Annotated in this window: 18 protein-coding genes and 2 tRNA genes; 9 read left to right on the top strand and 11 right to left on the bottom strand. The window is 68.3% G+C overall.

Going from position 1 to position 18,044, the window contains the following annotated elements:
* Positions 1-31: 31 nt before the first annotated feature.
* Together AOZ06_RS01325 and AOZ06_RS01320 are read left to right on the top strand one after the other, a co-directional pair.
* Entirely contained in the window at positions 32-331 is a 300-nt protein-coding gene (locus tag AOZ06_RS01325; protein WP_054287722.1) for a hypothetical protein, read from the top strand.
* 54 nt (positions 332-385) lie between these two features.
* Positions 386-712, top strand: coding sequence for a hypothetical protein (locus AOZ06_RS01320; protein ID WP_054287721.1), 327 nt, complete (start codon positions 386-388; stop codon positions 710-712).
* A 4-nt stretch (positions 713-716) separates the two neighbouring features.
* Here AOZ06_RS01320 and AOZ06_RS01315 read toward each other — a convergent pair whose 3' ends face one another.
* On the bottom strand, positions 717-1,121 hold the full coding sequence (locus AOZ06_RS01315; RefSeq protein ID WP_054287720.1) for an RpiB/LacA/LacB family sugar-phosphate isomerase: 405 nt from the start codon (positions 1,119-1,121) through the stop codon (positions 717-719).
* Between the two features lie 106 nt (positions 1,122-1,227).
* Between AOZ06_RS01315 and AOZ06_RS01310 the strand changes: the two genes are divergently transcribed.
* Positions 1,228-2,277, top strand: coding sequence for a DUF3103 family protein (locus AOZ06_RS01310; RefSeq protein ID WP_054287719.1), 1,050 nt, complete (start codon positions 1,228-1,230; stop codon positions 2,275-2,277).
* A gap of 49 nt (positions 2,278-2,326) precedes the next feature.
* Here the strand turns inward: AOZ06_RS01310 and AOZ06_RS01305 are convergent, their stop codons facing one another.
* Positions 2,327-2,956 (bottom strand): hypothetical protein, encoded by a 630-nt coding sequence (locus AOZ06_RS01305; RefSeq protein ID WP_054287718.1) that lies wholly within the window; start codon positions 2,954-2,956, stop codon positions 2,327-2,329.
* Between the two features lie 378 nt (positions 2,957-3,334).
* Complete coding sequence (locus AOZ06_RS01295) at positions 3,335-3,742, bottom strand: hypothetical protein (RefSeq protein WP_054287716.1); 408 nt, start codon at positions 3,740-3,742, stop codon at positions 3,335-3,337.
* Between the two features lie 241 nt (positions 3,743-3,983).
* On the opposite strand from AOZ06_RS01295, the gene AOZ06_RS01290 reads away from it, so the two are divergent.
* Positions 3,984-4,070, top strand: a tRNA-Ser gene (locus AOZ06_RS01290).
* A gap of 405 nt (positions 4,071-4,475) precedes the next feature.
* Here AOZ06_RS01290 and AOZ06_RS01285 read toward each other — a convergent pair.
* Positions 4,476-6,866: an endonuclease/exonuclease/phosphatase family protein gene (locus AOZ06_RS01285; RefSeq protein WP_054296337.1), complete on the bottom strand. Its 2,391-nt coding sequence runs from the start codon at positions 6,864-6,866 to the stop codon at positions 4,476-4,478.
* A gap of 212 nt (positions 6,867-7,078) precedes the next feature.
* Between AOZ06_RS01285 and AOZ06_RS01280 the strand changes: the two genes are divergently transcribed.
* Entirely contained in the window at positions 7,079-8,401 is a 1,323-nt protein-coding gene (locus tag AOZ06_RS01280) for a BNR-4 repeat-containing protein (protein WP_083471439.1), read from the top strand.
* Between the two features lie 108 nt (positions 8,402-8,509).
* On the top strand, positions 8,510-9,397 hold the full coding sequence (locus tag AOZ06_RS01275) for an alpha/beta fold hydrolase (RefSeq protein ID WP_054287715.1): 888 nt from the start codon (positions 8,510-8,512) through the stop codon (positions 9,395-9,397).
* A gap of 317 nt (positions 9,398-9,714) precedes the next feature.
* On the opposite strand, the gene AOZ06_RS01270 is transcribed toward AOZ06_RS01275, so the two are convergent.
* The 4 genes from AOZ06_RS01270 to AOZ06_RS01255 all read right to left on the bottom strand — a co-directional run bounded on the left by AOZ06_RS01270 (position 9,715) and on the right by AOZ06_RS01255 (position 11,090).
* Positions 9,715-9,804: transfer RNA gene (locus AOZ06_RS01270), tRNA-Ser, on the bottom strand.
* Positions 9,805-9,877: 73 nt separating this feature from the next.
* The gene (locus AOZ06_RS01265; protein WP_054287714.1) at positions 9,878-10,093 is read right to left on the bottom strand and encodes a CsbD family protein; all 216 of its coding nucleotides are present in this window, start codon (positions 10,091-10,093) and stop codon (positions 9,878-9,880) included.
* 50 nt (positions 10,094-10,143) lie between these two features.
* Positions 10,144-10,581, bottom strand: a complete 438-nt coding sequence (locus tag AOZ06_RS01260; RefSeq protein ID WP_054296335.1) for a nucleoside deaminase — start codon at positions 10,579-10,581, stop codon at positions 10,144-10,146.
* A gap of 20 nt (positions 10,582-10,601) precedes the next feature.
* Positions 10,602-11,090 carry a tRNA adenosine deaminase-associated protein gene (locus AOZ06_RS01255; RefSeq protein ID WP_054296334.1) on the bottom strand — a complete coding sequence of 163 codons (489 nt, stop codon included), beginning with the start codon at positions 11,088-11,090 and terminating at the stop codon, positions 10,602-10,604.
* A gap of 79 nt (positions 11,091-11,169) precedes the next feature.
* Here AOZ06_RS01255 and AOZ06_RS01250 point away from each other — a divergent pair, with 79 nt between their 5' ends.
* The 3 genes from AOZ06_RS01250 to AOZ06_RS01240 all read left to right on the top strand — a co-directional run bounded on the left by AOZ06_RS01250 (position 11,170) and on the right by AOZ06_RS01240 (position 15,254).
* The gene (locus AOZ06_RS01250) at positions 11,170-12,417 is read left to right on the top strand and encodes a M20 metallopeptidase family protein (RefSeq protein ID WP_054287713.1); all 1,248 of its coding nucleotides are present in this window, start codon (positions 11,170-11,172) and stop codon (positions 12,415-12,417) included.
* 6 nt (positions 12,418-12,423) lie between these two features.
* Positions 12,424-13,395 carry a prephenate dehydrogenase gene (locus tag AOZ06_RS01245; protein WP_179950799.1) on the top strand — a complete coding sequence of 324 codons (972 nt, stop codon included), beginning with the start codon at positions 12,424-12,426 and terminating at the stop codon, positions 13,393-13,395.
* A 68-nt stretch (positions 13,396-13,463) separates the two neighbouring features.
* Positions 13,464-15,254: a fibronectin type III domain-containing protein gene (locus AOZ06_RS01240; protein WP_157232748.1), complete on the top strand. Its 1,791-nt coding sequence runs from the start codon at positions 13,464-13,466 to the stop codon at positions 15,252-15,254.
* 6 nt (positions 15,255-15,260) lie between these two features.
* On the opposite strand, the gene AOZ06_RS01235 is transcribed toward AOZ06_RS01240, so the two are convergent.
* From AOZ06_RS01235 to AOZ06_RS01225, 3 genes are read right to left on the bottom strand one after another with little or no spacing between them, the layout of a single operon-like run.
* A complete protein-coding gene (locus tag AOZ06_RS01235) occupies positions 15,261-15,854 on the bottom strand; it encodes a putative glycolipid-binding domain-containing protein (RefSeq protein ID WP_054287710.1) in 594 nt (197 codons plus the stop codon).
* Positions 15,851-16,045 (bottom strand): antitoxin, encoded by a 195-nt coding sequence (locus AOZ06_RS01230; protein WP_054287709.1) that lies wholly within the window; start codon positions 16,043-16,045, stop codon positions 15,851-15,853. Before AOZ06_RS01230 ends, AOZ06_RS01235 begins: the two co-directional genes overlap by 4 nt.
* A gap of 33 nt (positions 16,046-16,078) precedes the next feature.
* Positions 16,079-18,025 carry an FUSC family protein gene (locus tag AOZ06_RS01225; protein ID WP_236952032.1) on the bottom strand — a complete coding sequence of 649 codons (1,947 nt, stop codon included), beginning with the start codon at positions 18,023-18,025 and terminating at the stop codon, positions 16,079-16,081.
* Positions 18,026-18,044: the final 19 nt, after the last annotated feature.

Genomic DNA, 18,044 nt, shown 5'->3' with positions numbered 1-18,044 from the left:
TCCGAATGCTTCCCGAGGTCAATCCATGGATATGACTACTCGCAGATGGCATGTGTCGAGCGGGCGGGGGACGGCGGCTCGGGTCGTGTTCGGGGTCACGGCGATCTTCGCGCTGATCGAGGCCGTCTACATCTTGTTGATCGTGCTCGGCGCAAACACCGCGAACGGGTTCTACACGTTCATCCAGTCACTGGCTGAGCCGCTCGCGCTGTTCTTCCCCGGCCTGTTCGCCACGGGGAACTACAACCTCGACGTGATCCTCAACTACGGTCTCGCAGCGGTGTTCTGGCTGGTCATCGGCTCGATCATCGCCCGGATCATCGGCCGGTAACGGTTGGTTACTCGGAAGTAGCCAAACTGGCTGGGCCGTGCCAGACTCGCAGGCATGGCCCAGCATGCCGACTCGTCCAAGAGCTCCGGCGCCGCGCGTGCACAGGTCGTCGGCGTGATCGCGGCCGTGATCAAGTGGATCGGCCTGATCTGCACGCTGGTGCTGGTGATCCACGTCCTGCTCACCGTTGGCAGCGCGAATCCCGCGAACGGGATCACGAGCTTCTTCGCCGACGTGGCGGACCCGATCGCCCTCGGCTTCAAGGACCTGTTCACGCCGAGCGACCCGAAGCTGCTCGTGCTGGTCAACTACGGCATCGCGGCACTGTTCTGGCTGATCGTGTCCAGCGTCGTGGCCAGGATCGTGCGCCGCTTCGGCTGAGGAGCTACAGCTGCGCGATGTTGGCGGCCTCGTCCGGATCCGGTTCGCTGACCCCGAGAAACGCCTTCGCCACCTCGACGGCGACGTCCGGCGCGAGCCGTTTCAGGCTCATCGCAAGGACATTGGCGTCATTCCACTTGCGAGCGCCCTCGGCGATCCACGCGTCCCACGCCAGCGCGGCCCGCACGCCGGGGACCTTGTTGGCCGCGATCGCCGTGCCCGTTCCGGTCCAGCACATCACGACGCCGAAGTCCGCGTCGCCGTCGACCACGGCCCGGCCCACCGCGGCTCCCAGCTGCGGCCAGGACTCGGACCGCGCGGGACGGATCAGCTCGTGCTCGGCCGTGAGGTAGGCGACGACCGCCCTGGTGGTCTCGTTCTCGTCGTCTGCCGCGAACGCGATTCGCATGGCCTCGACGGTACTCCCCTTCCCAGTATCCACCTTTTGTGCACGTCAGGAATTGCCCCCGTTCGGTGAATTGCCGGACGGGTCATCGGTGCGCGAAGTTCGGTGTATGCGCACCGCAGCTCTGCGCGCGACCGTGGTCGCGCTTGCACTCGTGACGACGACGGTGGCCGCACCACAGGTGACGGCGAAAACAAACAGCGTTCCCGCGATAACCGATTCACTCGCCAAGGCGATATCGCTCGAGTTGACCGGCAAAGCCACCCGCGACACACTGGCGAGAATCGCCACAGTCGACGCGACCGACCCGGCCGAGCTGGCGACCACAGCCAGCCTGACCAGGTCCGTTGCCCAGGCCAACGCGGACCTGCTCGTCGCGAAAGGGCTCCCTGCTGGTTCCGCCCGGCTGGCCAGAATTCGTCTCGGCCACGATTCCATGGCGCGGTCGCTGCGCGAGGGCGCCGAGCCCGTGGTGGCTGCGGCACCGAACGACGACAACGCGCGAGAATTCACCGGCTATTTTCCCGGCGGCAAGCCATTGACACTGTCCACCGGGACAATCCCGACTCGGCCGGTCGTGTTCGCCGAAGTGGATGTGACCACCGCGGTCCGGCTCGGTACGGAAATGATCCAGCGGCAGACCGGCAAACCCGTCGTCACCGAAGCGGGCGGCTACCGGGCGACACAGGTCACCAGCATCCGCTTCGGCAACGTGCAGGAGCCTTGGTTCAAGGGCGACGCGGAGATCTTCGCGATCACCGGCGGCTTCGACCACAACGGCGACGTCCGCGCGGACACGTTGACGCTGCCGTACCTCGACGACGAGAACACGACGTACTACCCGAACCAGATTGTCCTGCACTGGAACCGCTACAAGTACAGCGCGGCGGACATCGTGTTCATGGAAGACGACGGCGACACGAACTACCTGAACCTGGCCAAGGCTCTGGTGGCCGCGCTGGCGTACATCCTGGACAGCGGTGTGTACGTTCCGCTCGTCAACGCCATCCTGGACGCGATGCCGGGGAGCTGGTGGACGGACGACCCGGACTTCGTCGACGCCTGCTACACCATCACACGCGACACCAACGCCACGCTGACCTGCGCGGGCGGCAACGGAACCGTTGGCGTGCGGCCGTTCTGGGTCAACGAGCGGTGAGCGGCGAAACCACCGGAGGAGTCGTCCTCCGGTGGTTTCCGTTCCGGGGTCAGGCGAACAGCCCGGCGAGGACTCCGCCGAACATGGTCGCGGACAGCGGCGGCAAGCCGCTGTCCCGCAGGTGGCTGGCGAGGGTCTGCTTCGCGGTGGACTCGTCGACGCCCTCGATCTCGATCGACTCGATCAGGTCGGCCAGGATCGGCGCGCCCTTCCCGATCAGCAACGCGATCGGCGGCGCGAGGATCGCGACGATCGGGGCGAACGCGTTGAGACTGGGGATGAGCGGGACGATCAGCGGCAGGGCTGCGACGAACGCGGCGGCGACCGGACCGCCGTACCGGATGCCGGCCACGATGATCGGCTGCGCGAACTTCGCGAACTTCTTCAGCTCGGCGATGACGTCGATGTCCTGTGCGCGCTGACCTTCCTGCGCCGCCAGCTCGGCACGCGCGGCGGTCAGCTGCTTCACCGTGGCGGGGTCGTCGACCCGGGTCAGCAGCTCGTCGACGTTCTGCGTGGTGACGATCTGGCGCAAGGCAGCGAGCTTCGTCTGGGCCTGGTCGTTCGAGACGCGTGTGGTGGCGGGCGCTTCGGCCGAGGCGGTCGCGGCCGGGCCGAAGCCGAGGGTGAGGACACCGGCGGCGAGGACCGCGGCGACGGACTTGCGGAACTTGGTCATGGATCTTCCCTTGCAGGCGGCGGGACATTGCTGAAAAGCGCGCGCGTGTTCACGGCCGACGGGGAATTGGCCGACGGGTTTTCAACAGCTGTTCAAAGCAAGATCACGTGTGCCAGGGAGCTAACCACCCGAACACGACCGGCGACAGTGGGTAATCCCGTGTCATGGGCCACAGGACCTAATGCGACCCGATGAGCTCCTGCCGGGAGCGGACAATGCCGCTGAGAATGATGTGGAGTCCGCGATCCTCGGAATGCAGGACGTGCATGCAACCGGGCGAAACCTCCATGACATATCCGAGCACAGGCCCCTCAGTGGTTTCGATTTTCTCCAACGGAACCCACGGCGTGCGCACGACAGCGGCCGCACACAACAGCGTCACCACCGCGACCAACCCGACCCGCGGCACCAGGAAGCCGACCGCCCCGCCCAGCCGACCAGCCCGCCGAGCACGCCGAGCACGACCGTGATCACAACCGCCGACACCGGCAACCACCAGGCATGATTGGTGATCGTGTACGCGACAGCCGCAGCGACCAGCAAGGCGACCACCAGCCACGTCCCCTGCGGACCATGCGACTCCCGCGCCCGCACAAGCTGCGCGGCACTCAACGGCAGAAGGACAGCCGGCACAACCCCGGCGACAACCGAATCAGCCATCACCGTCCCGACGAAAATGGCGATCCCGTCCTTCGGGTTCAGGGTGTTCACCACAGCGAAAGCCGTGTGCCAGTCGTAATCCGACACGGCGAACAAACGCAGCAGCAGAAACAGCAGCGGCAGCACCCAAGGTGATCCCGGTCCGCAACGACTCGGGCTTCGCGGTTTCCTGTTCCATCCGCCCATTCCACAATTCATGCACGACCCGAATTTTTCCGGGTCACGCGACAGGGATCCGAGCCCGCGCGCCCGCCTCCGGTCGGCCCGCGGCGCCCGGCTGTCCGGCGCCGTGCGCGTTTGCCCTCGTCGCACGCCCGTGAGACCCCCGTTTGGGGAGGTCAGGACCACCTCCGGTAAGCTCTCCGACGGAGGATTCGCATAGTGGCCTAGTGCGCACGATTGGAAATCGTGTTGGGTGTTAAAGCCCTCAGGGGTTCAAATCCCCTATCCTCCGCACGGACTCGGGCGACCTGTGTCTGCGGAACGCGCAGACCGGGTCGTCCGTAGTCATTTTGGGGGGACGACCCCCCAAGCCCCCCGGCCTCTCTCGCGCGGGCCTTCGGCCCTGTCGCTCTTTCGAACTGCGCCCTCTCGTCGCCTTGGCGTCGGCTCTGCGTGCGCGAACGCCGGGCCTGGGATGTGCCAGACCCGGCGTTCGTTCGCTGTTCGTCTCAGTTCGCGTCTTCGTTGTCTGGCTTCGCGTGGTCCGCTACGCCCGGGTGCGGGTCACGGGAGAGGTCTATCAGCGGGTGTGGGCCGTCCGCGTCGTCCGGCAGCGCGTGGCTTGGCCTACGCTTGGTTGCCTTGTCCTGATTGTCCGAAGTCATCTACACGCCTCCTCTTCGTGTCAAAGTGGACACTACCCACGGGGCGCTCGGAGCTGCTCGATGAGGTCCAGGAGGTCCAGCAGGGCGTCCAGGAGGTCGTCGCCGGTGCTCGGCCGCAGGCGGACCACCTGCGGGTCGTGGTCGCTGGCCTGACCGGCGAACTCCGCGTTGATGTGAACCACGTCATAGTCCACGCCGCGCGGTGCCTTGCTCGTCAGCGTGTGGTCCAGGACCTGTGAGTTGCCTTCGAACACGTAGGTGTAGCGCTGGTTGGCGGGCAACGTGTCGATCAGGTCCTTGACCGCGCCGCCGCGGGTCAGCTCCGCCAGCGCCGGCGAGAACTGGTAGTCGTTCAGGTCACCGGCGAGCACGATGTTCGCCTTGCGGTCCACCGCGAGCACGCTGTCGACGAACCCGCGCAACGCGATGGCCTGCTTGATCCGCTGCTGCTCGCTGACCCGGCTGGGCGGCTGGAAGCGGCCGTGCGCGGACTGGTCGCCGCCCTTGGAGTTGAAGTGGTTGGCCACCACGAAGACCTTGCGGCCCTGGAACAGGAACTCGCCGGCCAGCGGCTTGCGCGAGCTGTTCCACGCTTCGCTGGCCGGGTCGATCCGGCCGGGTGACACCGAAAGCGCCGGCCTGCCGCGCTGGGTGACGACCTGGACCGGCGTGGTCGCGTCACCGCCAGCTCGATCCACAAAGGACACGCGGGCGGGGTTGAAGATGAACGCCACCCGGATGTTCCCGCCCGGTTCACCGCCGTCGGTGTTGTTCACCGGGTTGATCTGGCGCCATTCGTAGCGCGGGCCGCCCTTGGCGACGATCGCGTCGGTGAACTTGCGCAGCGTCTGGTCCGCCGACACGGTGCCGTCGTTCGTGCCGCCGTTGTCGTCCTGGATCTCCTCCAGTGCGACGACGTCCGGGTTCGCCAGGTTGGTCACGATCCCGTCGGCCAGCCGGTCGAACTTGGTCTGCTCGTCGCCCGGGTCGAGGTTCTCCACGTTGTAGGTGCCGATCGCGAGTTCACCGCTGCGTTGCTTGCGGGTCTTCTCCGGCTGCAACCCGCCGCCCGCGACCTCGCCGAGCGTGGTGGCCTGCAGCGTGTATCCACCGAAGTTCGAGTACTCCAGCGGGCCCTCGGTCAGACCGGTGAGCTTGTCGTTCACATTGACCTTCGGGAAAGGCCGCTGCGAGAACGGGATCAGCGACATGACCTTCAAGCGGCCGGGATTGGGCTGGTCGTAACCGGTGTACAGGGTTCCGCCGCGGGCCGTCGGGTTCTCGTTCGGCCGCAGGGTCACGTAGAACTCGTTGAACTCCGTCGTCGGCCCGACGACGCGCACATCGGACACGGCAACGCGCATGTTCTCGCGCGACTCGAAGTAGTCCAATGTGTACTCGGCCGGCCGGAGTTCGAGCGTGTCGATGTTGCCGCCCGACGGCACGTAACCGGCCGGGAGCGAACCGATGGTTTCGGCCTGCGGCAAGGCATTCCCTGCCGAGGAGACGGTCCACGTCGCGCCGGTCAGCTCGGTCACCGACTGGAAGGCGGAGTTCGCGTCGTCGTTGGGCAGCGCTTCCTTCACCGTCCCCGCCACCGCGACCGCGTCACCGACCTTGATGTTCGGTGTCGCCGTACCGGTCAGCACGAAAAGACCTTCGCTGGTGCGCGGATCGGCGTCCACGGCGGTGTCCTGGAACCAGAAACCGCGCTGCGGACCGAAGGCGCGGATCGCGGTGACCACACCGGTGACGTCCGCGACCTTCTTGCCCGCCAACGGGGACACGCGGGTGACGCCCTGGATGTCGTGGATCTTCGCGGAAACCGGCGGAATTCCACCGCCGGGGCCCTGGCCCGCCGCGTTGAGCGGGCTCGGTGCGCCGGTCGCGAAGTCCACCGAGTTGTTGTCGGTGTCCGTGCTGTTGACGCGGGCGGACGACGTCGTGCTGGCCGTGCCCGGCGCGGGCGCGGTTTCACGGACAGTAGCGTTGCCGTACCCGACCAGGTCATGGATCCGGGCGTCAGCGGCACAGTCGGCGGCGGTCAGGCACGTCAGCAACTCGGTGCTCTTCACCAGCGCGACCGTGCCCGCACCCGCGGCCATCGCGATCGAGCCGACGGCGTCCGGGGTGGGCAGTTCGACCGATCCGCCCGCCCCCTTCGACTCGCTGACCAGGTACGCCCTGCCCGGCTGGACGCTGCCCGACAGAGCCGTGGCCTGCCAGCGACTCGACGCGCTCGGCGCGGCAGGCAGGTACTGCACGCTCCACCCGGCCAGCGAGACCGGCGCGGACCCGGCGTTGGTCAGTTCGACGAAGTCCTGGGTCAACGTGGCACCGGAGTTGCCGCCACCACCGTAGACCTCGCCGATCAGGACGTCCTGGCTCGGCGCGGCGCTCGCGCCCGGCACCGCGACCAGCATGGTCAGTCCGACCGACGCCGCCACGGCGAGACCGCGTAAGAATGAGGTCACGCTCTGTCCTCCCTCGTGAAATCAACCGAGGCATCGTCCCCCGGCGGAGTGAACGAGGGAAGTACGGGGAGGCAACTGTTAGGCCTCTTCACTGGTGGCAGTCGATGTGCGACCATGGGTCGCTCCCGCCGCCTGGGTAGTGACGACCAGGAGGCAGTTCTATGCGCCGAACGCAGCGCATCCTGACGACTTTGACTGTCCTGGCGACGGCGGTGGCGCTTGCCCCGGCCGTCCAGGCAGCGCAGTCGTTCACAGTCATGACAACGGCGACCGAGGTCGCGTCCCGGTCCGACCGCAGACCGGTCGCGGGTGGCATCCACGACGCCAAGGCAGGCAAGACATTCATCTCGTGGTCGGGCAAGGACGCCGACACCTACGTGCAGGCGTACGACCACCGGGCCAAGAACTGGTCGGCGCCCAAGTTCATCGCCAAGGGCGAGTCCGACTCGCACAACTACCCGACGATGATCCAGGCCAACGACGGGCACGTGCTGCTGGTGCGCGGCATGCACAACACGGCGACGGTGATCAGCCGCTCGGCCAAGCCGCACTCCCTCGACGGGGACTGGTCCACGTACGAGGTGGACGCGGGCAAGGCAGCCAGCTACCCGATGCCGTTCAAGGCGTTCGACGGAACACTCTTCGTGTTCTACCGCGAGACCACGCGTGACATCGACAAGGTCACTCCGACCGACACGCGGCCGATGAAGTACCTGGTGTCCAAGGACAACGGGCGTACGTGGCGCAATTCGGCCGAACTGACCGGCAAGCCGTTCGCGATCGGCTCGACCGCGCGGCCGGACAACATGAACGAGATCTACATCGGACAGTTGCGCCAGGACCCGCTGACCGGCCTGGTGCACATCGTGTACACGCTCGCGGGCGGCGGACCGACCCAGCACGTGCACGACTACTACCACCGCAACATCTACTACGCGGTCTTCAACCCGTACAACCTCCACTTCTACTCGGCGAGCTGGCGTGACCTCGGCCACGACATCGACGACGCCGACCAGGAAACGCACCTGAAGGTCGCGGAAACGCCGTTGGAGCGGCCAACCGGCACGCTGAAGTCACCGGACTACATCCAGCAGGTCGGCGGCAGCGTCGGCAGGCCGTTCCTGCTGTGGTTCACGTTCGACAACACCACCGGCACCCCGCTGAACCAGGCGAGCGTGTGGAACGGCCGCGCATGGGAGACCAAGCAGGTCGCCAGCGGCGTGCGGACAAGGGAGATCGAACCGGTCGGCCTGGCGACGTGGCGCGTGTACGCGACCAGGGACGGCCAGCCGAACATCGAGGCCTACCTGACGACACTCGGCAGGGACTGGCACGCGGAGACCGTGATCCCGACCCGCAAGCCCGTGCAGCGCGTCGAGGTGATCGGCAACTTCCGCGACCCGGCGCGGATCCTGGCCAGCGGCGCGTCCAGCGCCCGTGACGTGGCCATCGCCGACGGTGACATCTACGTCGCAGGCCGGTAGGAGCACAGCGCACACGCCACCGGAACTTTTTCGGTGGCGTGTGTCGATCCGCTGTCGGCTCGCTCGACGCGTGGGCAAAGACCGAGATCGAGCGGAAGCGAGCAGGACATGAAGAAGATCGCCGCTGCTGTCATCACTGCCTTGACAGGGGCTGTCCTCACCATCAGCCCGGCCGCACACGGCGACGCGGAGCCGGCGGGCGGACGCGGGCACTACGCGGACGTCAACGGGCTGCGCATGTACTACGAGGTGCACGGCAAGGACCGCGGCAAGCCACCGGTCGTGCTGATCCACGGGGCGTTCTCCGCGACCGGCACCTCATGGGACGAGCTGATCGGCGGCATCGCGAAGACCCGCAAGGTCATCTCGGTCGAACAGCAGGGCCACGGCCACACGGCTGACATCGTGAACCGCCCGTTGCGCCTGGACCAGATGGCGAAGGACACCGCTGACCTGCTCGGCAAGATCGGCGTGCGGAAGGCCGACGTCTGGGGCTACAGCATGGGCGCGGGCGTGGCGATGCAAATGGCCGTCCACCACCCGGACAAGGTGAACAAGCTCGTCTTCATGTCCGCGACGATCAACAACACCGGCTTCCACCCCGGCCACCTGGAGATGATGGACCAGATCCAGCCGGAAAACCTCTACGGAACCCCGTTCCACGACGAGTACAAGCGAATCAACCCGCGCCCCGAGAACTTCGACCTGCTCGTGACCAAGATCAAGGACATGGTCCGCGCCACCCCGGCCGTCCCGGACAACGCGATCAAGGCCCTGCGCGCCCCAGTCCTCACGATCATCGGCGACTCCGACATCGTCCGCCCGGAGCACGCGGTGGAACTCTTCCGCCTCACCGGTGGCGGCGTGAACGGCGACATCGCAGGCCTGCCCTCATCAGAACTCGCCGTCCTGCCCGGCACCACCCACATCACCACCGCCCACCACCAGGCCCTCACCACCCTCGTCCCCACCTTCCTCGACCGCCCCGCCGCATAACAATCCGACACAACAACGCCGGACAGCCCTCAGGCTCGTCCGGCACCCACACGCAACGAAAGCGACGCCCGCCCCGCGGGCATCGCTGGTAAAAACGACACACACCCAGCACTGATCCAGAAGAAGCCCGCACCATGGGGCTCGGCCCCAAGACCCCCCAAGACGCCCGCCCCGCGAGCACCGCTGGTAAAAACGAAACGCGCCCAGCGCTGGTCCAGAAGGAGCTCGCACCGTGGGGGGGATTGGGGGGCTCGGCCCCCCAAAACGAAACCAGCCGACGAGGTCCACGTTTTCCGTGGACACACGTCGGCTGAGGCTGGCGGTAGCGGTGGGATTTGAACCCACGGAGGGCGTGAACCCTCACACGCTTTCGAGGCGTGCTCCTTAGGCCGCTCGGACACGCTACCGCCGGAGAGCTTACCGGACGGCTTCGTGCGGCTTGCCAGGACGTCCCCGTTAACCGTGCGAGGGCTGGTCGTGTCACCGCTTGTCGTCGCGCAGGGCGTCCTTCGCGTCCTTCACCGCGCCTGCCGCCTTGTCGCGTACGTCGTGGCCGGTTTCCTTGACCTCGCCCTTGAGCTGGTCGCGCTTGCCCGCCGCTTCCAGGTCTTCGTTGTCGGTCGTCTGGCCGAGTTTTTCCTTGCCCTTGCCGATCAGCTGTTCGGCCTTGTCCTTCATCTTGTCGAAGCCACTCATGGCTACGGAGTTCCCGCCCACCGGCCGCACACACCGTAATGTGATCTGCGTCACATACGATGTGACCTGAAGAACTCCGCCATCAGGTCCGCGGCCTGCTGCTCCAGCACTCCGCCGACCACTTCCGGCCGGTGGTTGAGCCGCCGGTCCCTGACCACGTCCCACAGCGAGCCCGCCGCCCCGGTCTTCGGCTCCCACGCGCCGAACACCACCCGTTCGATCCTGGCCAGCACCAACGCGCCCGCGCACATCGTGCACGGCTCGACGGTCACGACCAGGGTGCAGCCGGTCAGGCGCCAGCTGTCGCCCAGTTCACGGGCTGCCGCGCGCAGGGCGAGGATCTCCGCGTGGGCTGTCGGGTCGCCGAGGGCTTCACGCGCGTTGCAGGCCCGTGCCAGCTCCTCGCCGGACGGGTCGAGCACGATCGCGCCTATCGGCACGTCGCCGGTTCTGGTGGCCTCCGTCGCCACGACCAGCGCGGACGCCATCAGGTGCTCGTCGGCGACCGTCACTGCTGGATGCGGTCGAGCAGCGTGTTGAACTCTCCCGCGAAGCCGCAGCGCTGGGCGATCATCTGCAGCTGCTGGTCCGGGTAGAGGTCGACCTCGGCCGTGATCACCTGCAGCTCCGGCGCGGGCAGGCCGAGGTCGGCGAGGATGTCGAGTGAGCCCTCCGGCCACAGCTCGTCGTCCTCCTCGTCCGGTGGGTCCACGCGCAGCAGGTCGAGCGCGTCCGCCGCGACGTCGTAGTCCAGTGCGGCGGCCGCGTCCGACAGCAGCAGCGCCATACCAGCTGGACTGGGCCTGATCAGCAGGAAGAACTCGTCGTCGACGGCGAGCATGCCGAACACCGCCCCGGTCGAGCGGAGTTTGCGCAGTTCGGTGATGGCTGAGTCGAGTTCGCGCAGGGCGTCGGCGCCCATGGAGTCGCACCGCCACTTGCCGTCCTCCCGGACGACCGCTACCGCGAAGCCGGCGACTGGCTCCTGGAGAGACATGTGCACACCGTATTCCGGTTGGCGTTCACCCGGAAGAACCAGCACCCATCGGCGCGCCCGCAATGTCACTATCGAAGACATGAACGCCCAACGTTCGACCCAGTCACCGTCCGTTTCCGAGCTGGCTACCGACCCGAGGTTCAGCGGTCTCGTCGAAGCGGCCCGTGCACTGCAACCGCGGACGGTGGCGTTGCGCCGCAAAATCCACATGCACCCCGAGCAGGGGTTGAACCTGCCGAAGACCCAGGCGGCGGTGGTGCACGCGCTGGACGGCCTCGGTCTGCACGTGATGACCGGCAAGTCGTGCAGCTCGGTCACCGCCGTGCTCAACGGCGCGAAGCCCGGTCCGACGGTGCTGCTGCGCGGCGACATGGACGCCCTCCCCCTCCAGGAGGACAGCGGACTGTCGTACACCTCCGAAGTAGACGGTTCGATGCACGCGTGCGGCCACGACACGCACACCGCGATGCTCGTGTCGGCCGCGCGGCTGCTGTGCAGCCGCAAGGACGCGCTCGCCGGGCGAGTGGTTTTCATGTTCCAGCCCGGTGAGGAGGGCTACCACGGCGCCAAGCACATGATCGAGGAAGGCGTGCTGGACGCGGGCGGACGGCCGATCGAGCGGGCGTTCGCCCTGCACATCACCGCGACGGGCACGTCCGGTGTGGTCCGCAGCAAAGCGGGCGCGATGCTGGCCGCAGCCGACCAGTTCGTGGTCCGGGTCATCGGCCGCGGCGGGCACGGCGCGATCCCGCACGACGCGCTCGACCCGGTGCCCGCCGCCGCGGCGATCGTCGGCGCGCTGCAGACCCTGGTGACCAGGCGGATCAGCGTGTTCGAGCCGGTCGTGGCCACCGTCGGGCGGATCACCGCCGGCACCACGTGGAACATCATCCCCGAGTCGGCCGAGCTCGAAGGCACGTTCCGCTCCCTGTCCGAGGCGAGCAGGGCGACGATGCGGGAGGAGCTGCCCAAGCTCTGCCACCAGATCGCCGCCGCGTACGGCTGCCGCGCGGAGGTCGACCTGATGCCGGGCTATCCCGTGACGGTCAACGACGACGAGATCGGGCCGCACGTGGTCGACCTGGCCGGCGCGGTTCTCGGTCAGCGGTACGCCGAACCGATGCCCGCGCCGATGATGGGCGCCGAGGACTTCTCCTATGTGTTGCAGAAAGTTCCCGGTGCGTTCGCCTTCATCGGCGCCTGCCCGCCCGGTGTCGAGCCCGCCGACGCCGACCCGAACCACTCCAACCGTGTCCATTTCGACGAGTCCGCGCTGGCCAACGGAGTAGCGATGTACGCCGCGTTTGCCTTGGACACGCTGCGATAGGGCAGGATGTGGTCCGTGCGGCCATTGTGCGTGATCGGACTAGGGCTCATCGGTGGTTCCCTGCTGCGCGCGGCGCGTGAATCGGGCAGACAGGTCTGGGGATTCACCACGTCCTCTGTGGATGCCGAAGCCGCCACAGTGGACGGGTTCACCGTCGAGTCCGGAGTGGATGGCGCGCTGCGGCTGGCCAGGGAGCGGGACGCGATCGTGGTGATCGCGGTCCCGTTGCCCGCAGTGGACAAGACACTGGCCGCCGTCGCCGCGCACGCACCGGAATGCGTGCTGACCGACGTGGTGAGCGTGAAGGCACCTGTGGAGATGGCCGTCCGGCAGACCGCCTCCCGTGCTCGCTACGTCGGCGGGCATCCGATGGCGGGGACGACTTCGTCCGGCTGGGCCGCCGGGTCCGCGGACTTGTTCCGTGACGCGTCGTGGGTGCTGACCGTCGAGGACGAAACCGACGTGGCGGCATGGCGTGACGTGGCCCAGCTCGTCCTGGACTGCGGCGCCCGGATCGTGCCCGCGAGCGCCGCGGGACACGATGACGCGGTCGCACGGATCTCGCACCTGCCGCATCTGCTGGCTGCCGTGCTCGCCGCGGTCGGTGCTGACGGCGGGGACCTCGCGCTGGCATTGGCCGCGGGCTCGTACTCCGACGGCACTCGTGTCGCCGGGACGCGCCCGGAATTGGTTCGTGCGATGTGTGAAGGCAACCGTGGACCGTTGCTCGACGCGGTCGACGACGCGCTGGGCAGGCTCGGCGCGGCGCGTGGGGCGTTGGCGTCGACGGGTTCGCTGGGGGCGACCGTGGAAGCCGGGCACCGGGGTTGGCAGACGCTGCAGGACCACCGCGGCGCACCCCGTGAACCCGGCAGGATCGACCTGACAGCGCCGGACGTGCGCGAGGCGCTGCTCGGGCTCGGCGCGGGAGGCGGCCGGATCGTCGGTTTGGACGGGGATTTCGCGCTGACGGTGTAGGCGCGGGGTTCGGTATCGACCAGGCAACGAAATGTGAACCAAGGCACATCCCCGCCTAGCTTGGGTGGGTGGAGCGTCGTGTGTTGCGCCGGGCCGGTTACGCGGCCGGGGGGCTGGTTGTGGTCGCGGGCGCCGTGATCGCGTTGCGTGCTGCCGACACGCGGACCGAAGGCAGGCCACCGCCTGCTCCGCCGGTCCAGACCACTGTCAAGGAGTTCGCGGGCGACAGCGCGCTGGTGCCGAAACCCGGGCCACGGCCGGAGAAACCGAGCGGACTGGTGGTCGTCCCCGGGCCGCACCGATTACAGGCGACGTGGTCGGGCAAGGACCCCGGCTACGACGTCCAGTTGCGCGGCGAAGGCGGAGTCGTGCACAACCAGTTGGTCGCCGACAACGCCGTGCAGTTCGACGGTCTCGAGGACGGCGTCGACTACCAGGTCGAAGTCCGGGCCGTCGACTCATACGGCCAGCGGTCGCAACCGTCGACGGCACGCGAACGGCCGTCGACCGCCCGGCCCGACGAAAGCCGGTACGCGCTGGTCGACCACTTCGACGGCACGGTCGTGCCCGATCCCGCGCGCTGGCGGCTGGCGAACAACGCCGCGTGCGCCCGGATGTCGCGTGGCGTCGGTGACGACACCCGCAGGCTGGTGATCAGCGCCGCGTGTGGCAGCGAATCCGTGGCGCTGCGGTCACGCACTCCCTTGCAGCTCAAGGACAACGGCGGCGAACTCGGCCGGATGATGATCGAGACCGACTACCCGGCGCGGGACGGCCAGCTGCTGCTCGGCCTCGTGCCGGGACCCGCCGACCTGATCGACAGCTCGATGCCGCCGGGAACGCTGCGGGTGAAGATCACCGCGGAAACGGTCACCCTGCCCGGCGCCGAGCCGGTCGCGATCACCCGCCGCACCAGCCTCAGCTCCCGCTGGGAGCTCGTCCTGCGCACCGACGGCCTGTCGTTGTGGCGCAACGGGGCCAGGATCGCGAGCAGCGCGTACGTACCACCGTGGACCTCCGCGACGCCGTTGTTCGAGTTCGTCGGGCCGCCCAACGGGTTGAGCTACGTGGGGATCGACACGATCGGGCTGTCCAGCGCGGAGACGCCAGCGTTCGTGCCGCCGCCGCGGATCACCGCGACCAACCCCGCCAGGGACTCGAAAACCGAGCTGATGAAAGGCGTTCTCGGCGGGCAGCTGCGGATGACGGTCCGCACGACGCTCCGTGAACCCATGACCCCGTTCACCGTCGAGGTCGACGGGCGGGTGTTCCCGGCACGGCCCGCGGTCGACGGGCACGTGTTCGCGCCGAGCTTCCGGTTCCCGATCGTCGCCGACCTGCCCGCCGACGCCCTCGTGCTGTCCGGTGAACGCAAGGAGCTGCGGATCACCGTCCGCGGTGTCACACCGGCGGTCTCCCCGGTCGTGCAGCACGTCGACCTCGAACTGGTCCCGGACCCGGCCACGCGGCCGTCGCGGGAACAGGCCGACCCTGCACCGGGACCGGCCACCCGTCCGCCGCTGACGCTCGCGGCGATGAGCACGACGTTCCTCGACGCGTCCGGTCAGGCGATCAAGGACAACCGGTTCGTCACCCGCGGCCGGGTCGTGCTCGAGGTCGCGGCGGTCGGCGCCGAGACGCAGGCGGGGCTCGCCGGGCTCGAGGTGTACATCGACACCGAACGGGTCGCGGGCATCCCGACCGCGGTGGACGGCCCCGGCATCGCCGGCCAGTGGCGGATCGCGCTCAACAGCGGCGCGTTCACCTCGGGGCCGCACAGCCTCGAGGTGAGGTCCCTCAGCACCGACCCGAACGTCGCTCCCGGCTACGCGTCGGCGACGTGGTCGGTTCCCGGTTAGCGCCGGTCAGACGCGGCGCACCAGCGGTGGGCACTCCACGACGAACCCGGTGCCGTCCACGGTCATGTCGGCGGTGAACTCCTCGTGGGTGTAGTTGATCACCGAGGTGTCGTCGCCGACGGACACCGTCGTGTACGTCTGCTGCGAGACGCGGACCGACAGGTCCGGCAGTGACACGTACACGACCGGCAGTTCGTGCCGCCCGGCTTCCCGGTGCAGGCCGAGCCTGCGGATCGGCAGGGAGTTGAACAGCACCGATCCGGCGACGTCCACCTCCAGCGCGCCGCCGCACGCCGAGCGCTCGGTGCCCTGGCCCCGGTCGATCAGCCAGGTCCCGTCCTCGGTGCGGTTGACCGAGATCTGGCGCTCCTCCTCGGCCGTGGTCGCCCTGATCAGCAGGCGGTGGAAGCCGCCGGACTGGTCGGTGGCGGCCTCGTAGGAGGCGCTGTAGGCCTCGGTGCCCGCCGTCGCCGCGGCGATCATCCGGCCGGAAGCCCGTAAGCGGCTGTCGGCGACCAGGAGGCGGACCGACTCCAGCCTGGCCGAGCCGATGCCCTGCCAGGTCAGGATCGTGGGTTTGCGCGTGATGGTCGTCGTCACGCGTTGTCCTGCTTGGGCTTGTCCGGAATCATGTCCTGGATCTTGTCGACGACCGAGTCGACCTTGTCCTCGTGCCCGAACTTCTTCTTGGCGAACTCGCCGACCTTCTCGACGCCGTCCTCGATCTTGTCGCCGTGCTCCTTGACCAGGTCCTGCGCCTTGTTCTTGAGCTCGTCGAAGTTGATTCCCATGTTTCATCTCCCTTTACAGGCCCGCTCCGCAGGCTATCCGACCCGGCGCACCGGCTGCAGCAACCGCCGCACGATCTGCCCACCCGTCCGGGTGTACCAGTCCGGTCCGCGCAGCGTGGCCAGCACCGACACCAGCTCGGTGACCAGGCGCGACAGCCGGTCCACGTCCGGCATCGGCATCCGCTGCGGCGGACGTTCCTCCTTGATGGACGCGACCGCCTCGGCGACCGCGTCGGTCAGCGTCTCGATCGCGTCGGCCGTGATCGGCTCGGCGCCGCGCTGGATCCCGACGGCGAGGCCGGTCACCGCGTCGGCGGCGCGTTCGAGCGTCACGATCACCGGCCACCACGCCGCCGCCTGCAGGCCCGCCGCGGACGGCTCGACAACGGCCTGCTGGAAGGCGTTGCGCAGGTCCGACAGCTGCTGGTAGGTGTCCCTGCGCAACTTGGACCGGTTGTCCGAACCGGACAGGCCGTGCTCGATGTACGCGCTGAGCGACTCCAATGTGCTCAGCAGCTGGGTGCCGACTCGCGGGCGCAGGCTGCCGGGCCACAGCAGGTAGCCGAAGACGAGCACGATCGCGCAGCCGACCGCGGTGTCGACGAGCCTGGCCGCGACCAGGCCCCAGTCGTTGGCGTGCGCCAGGTCGAGCTGGACGATCACGAGCGGCGTGACGAACGTGGAGAACATGCCGTAGTTGCGGTCACGTCCATACGGCAGCGCCCCGGCGATCACCGCGACCAGCAGCACGAGCACCCAGCCGCGTGGGTCGAACGCCAGCACGAGCGCGCCGAGCAGGACTCCGAGCAATGTGCCGAGACCGCGCAGGACCGCACGGCCGAACACCGAGCCGAAGTCCGGTTTCAGCACGATCGCGACCGTCAACGCGACCCAGTACGGGTATTCGAGCTTCAACACCCAGCCGAGAAACTCCGCCACCGCCATGCACAGCATCAGGCGCAACGCGTGTGACCACGCGACTCGGCCCATGAAGACCGTTTCCAGCCGTTCGCGGAACGGCACGTGGTCCTGGGGGTCGCGGTGGTCGCGTTTGCCGCTGGGGGACGACAGACCTTCCAGTCCGGCGCGCAGCGCGGCCAGGCCACGGGTGGCCTCTTCGAACTCCGGTGCCTGGGGCAGTCGCTTGTCCAGCCGGATCGCTTCGGCGACCGCGGTCATGTGCATGACCACTTCGGCCGGTGGCTGGCGGCCGACGTTCACCAGCGCCACGCTCGCTTCCACGACGGGCGTGGTGTCCGCCAGGAGCGTCATCAGCCTGCGGTACGCCATGTCGCGCCCGGAGAGGCGTGAACGGGCCGTCAGGAGGGCGTCGTAGGCGTTGTTGAGGGCCGTGGTGAGGTCACGCCTCGCCGTGCGGGCTCCCGCGGTTCCTGACGCCGCGAGCATCACGGCCATCTCGTCGTAGACCTCGGCGACCGCGGCTCGTTCCGGGCCTGTTGCCTTGAACGGCCACGCGGCCAGCGCCAGCAGCCACACCATCGCGGCGCCGGCGAGGAACCAGAGAGTGGCGATGACGGTGTCCCTCGGCTGGCCCGCGCCGAGGGCGGCGAACACCAGCAGCTGCAGGGCCGCCAGCGAGGCGATGTTGCCGCTCGTGCTGATCAGCGCGGAGGCCCCGGCGATGCCGACGATGACCGCGGCCGACCACCAGCCGTGCCCACCGGCGAGGCTGCCGAGGAAGAACCCGATCGCTCCGCCGAACGCCGCCCAGCCGATCCGCCGTGCGCGATAGCGGTACGGGCCGTCCGCGTCGGCGAGGGTCGAGCACAGCGCGCCCATCGAGACGATCACGCCGATGTCGAGCCTGCCGAGCGCCAGTCCGATCCCGATCGGCCCGGTGATCGCGAAGGCCGCCCTGGCGATCCGCCGCCACGGCACCGGCAGTGCGCTCGGCCGCACCAGTTGCACGAGCCAATGTGGAGCGGCGACGGGCTTGCCATCCACATTCGACTTGGGCACAAGACCATCTAAACAAAAC

The organism is Kibdelosporangium phytohabitans (assembly GCF_001302585.1).
Classification (GTDB): Bacteria; Actinomycetota; Actinomycetes; order Mycobacteriales; family Pseudonocardiaceae; genus Kibdelosporangium; species Kibdelosporangium phytohabitans.
Note: the sequence above shows the minus strand (reverse complement) of the source record. Positions and strands in the feature narration are given on the sequence as shown.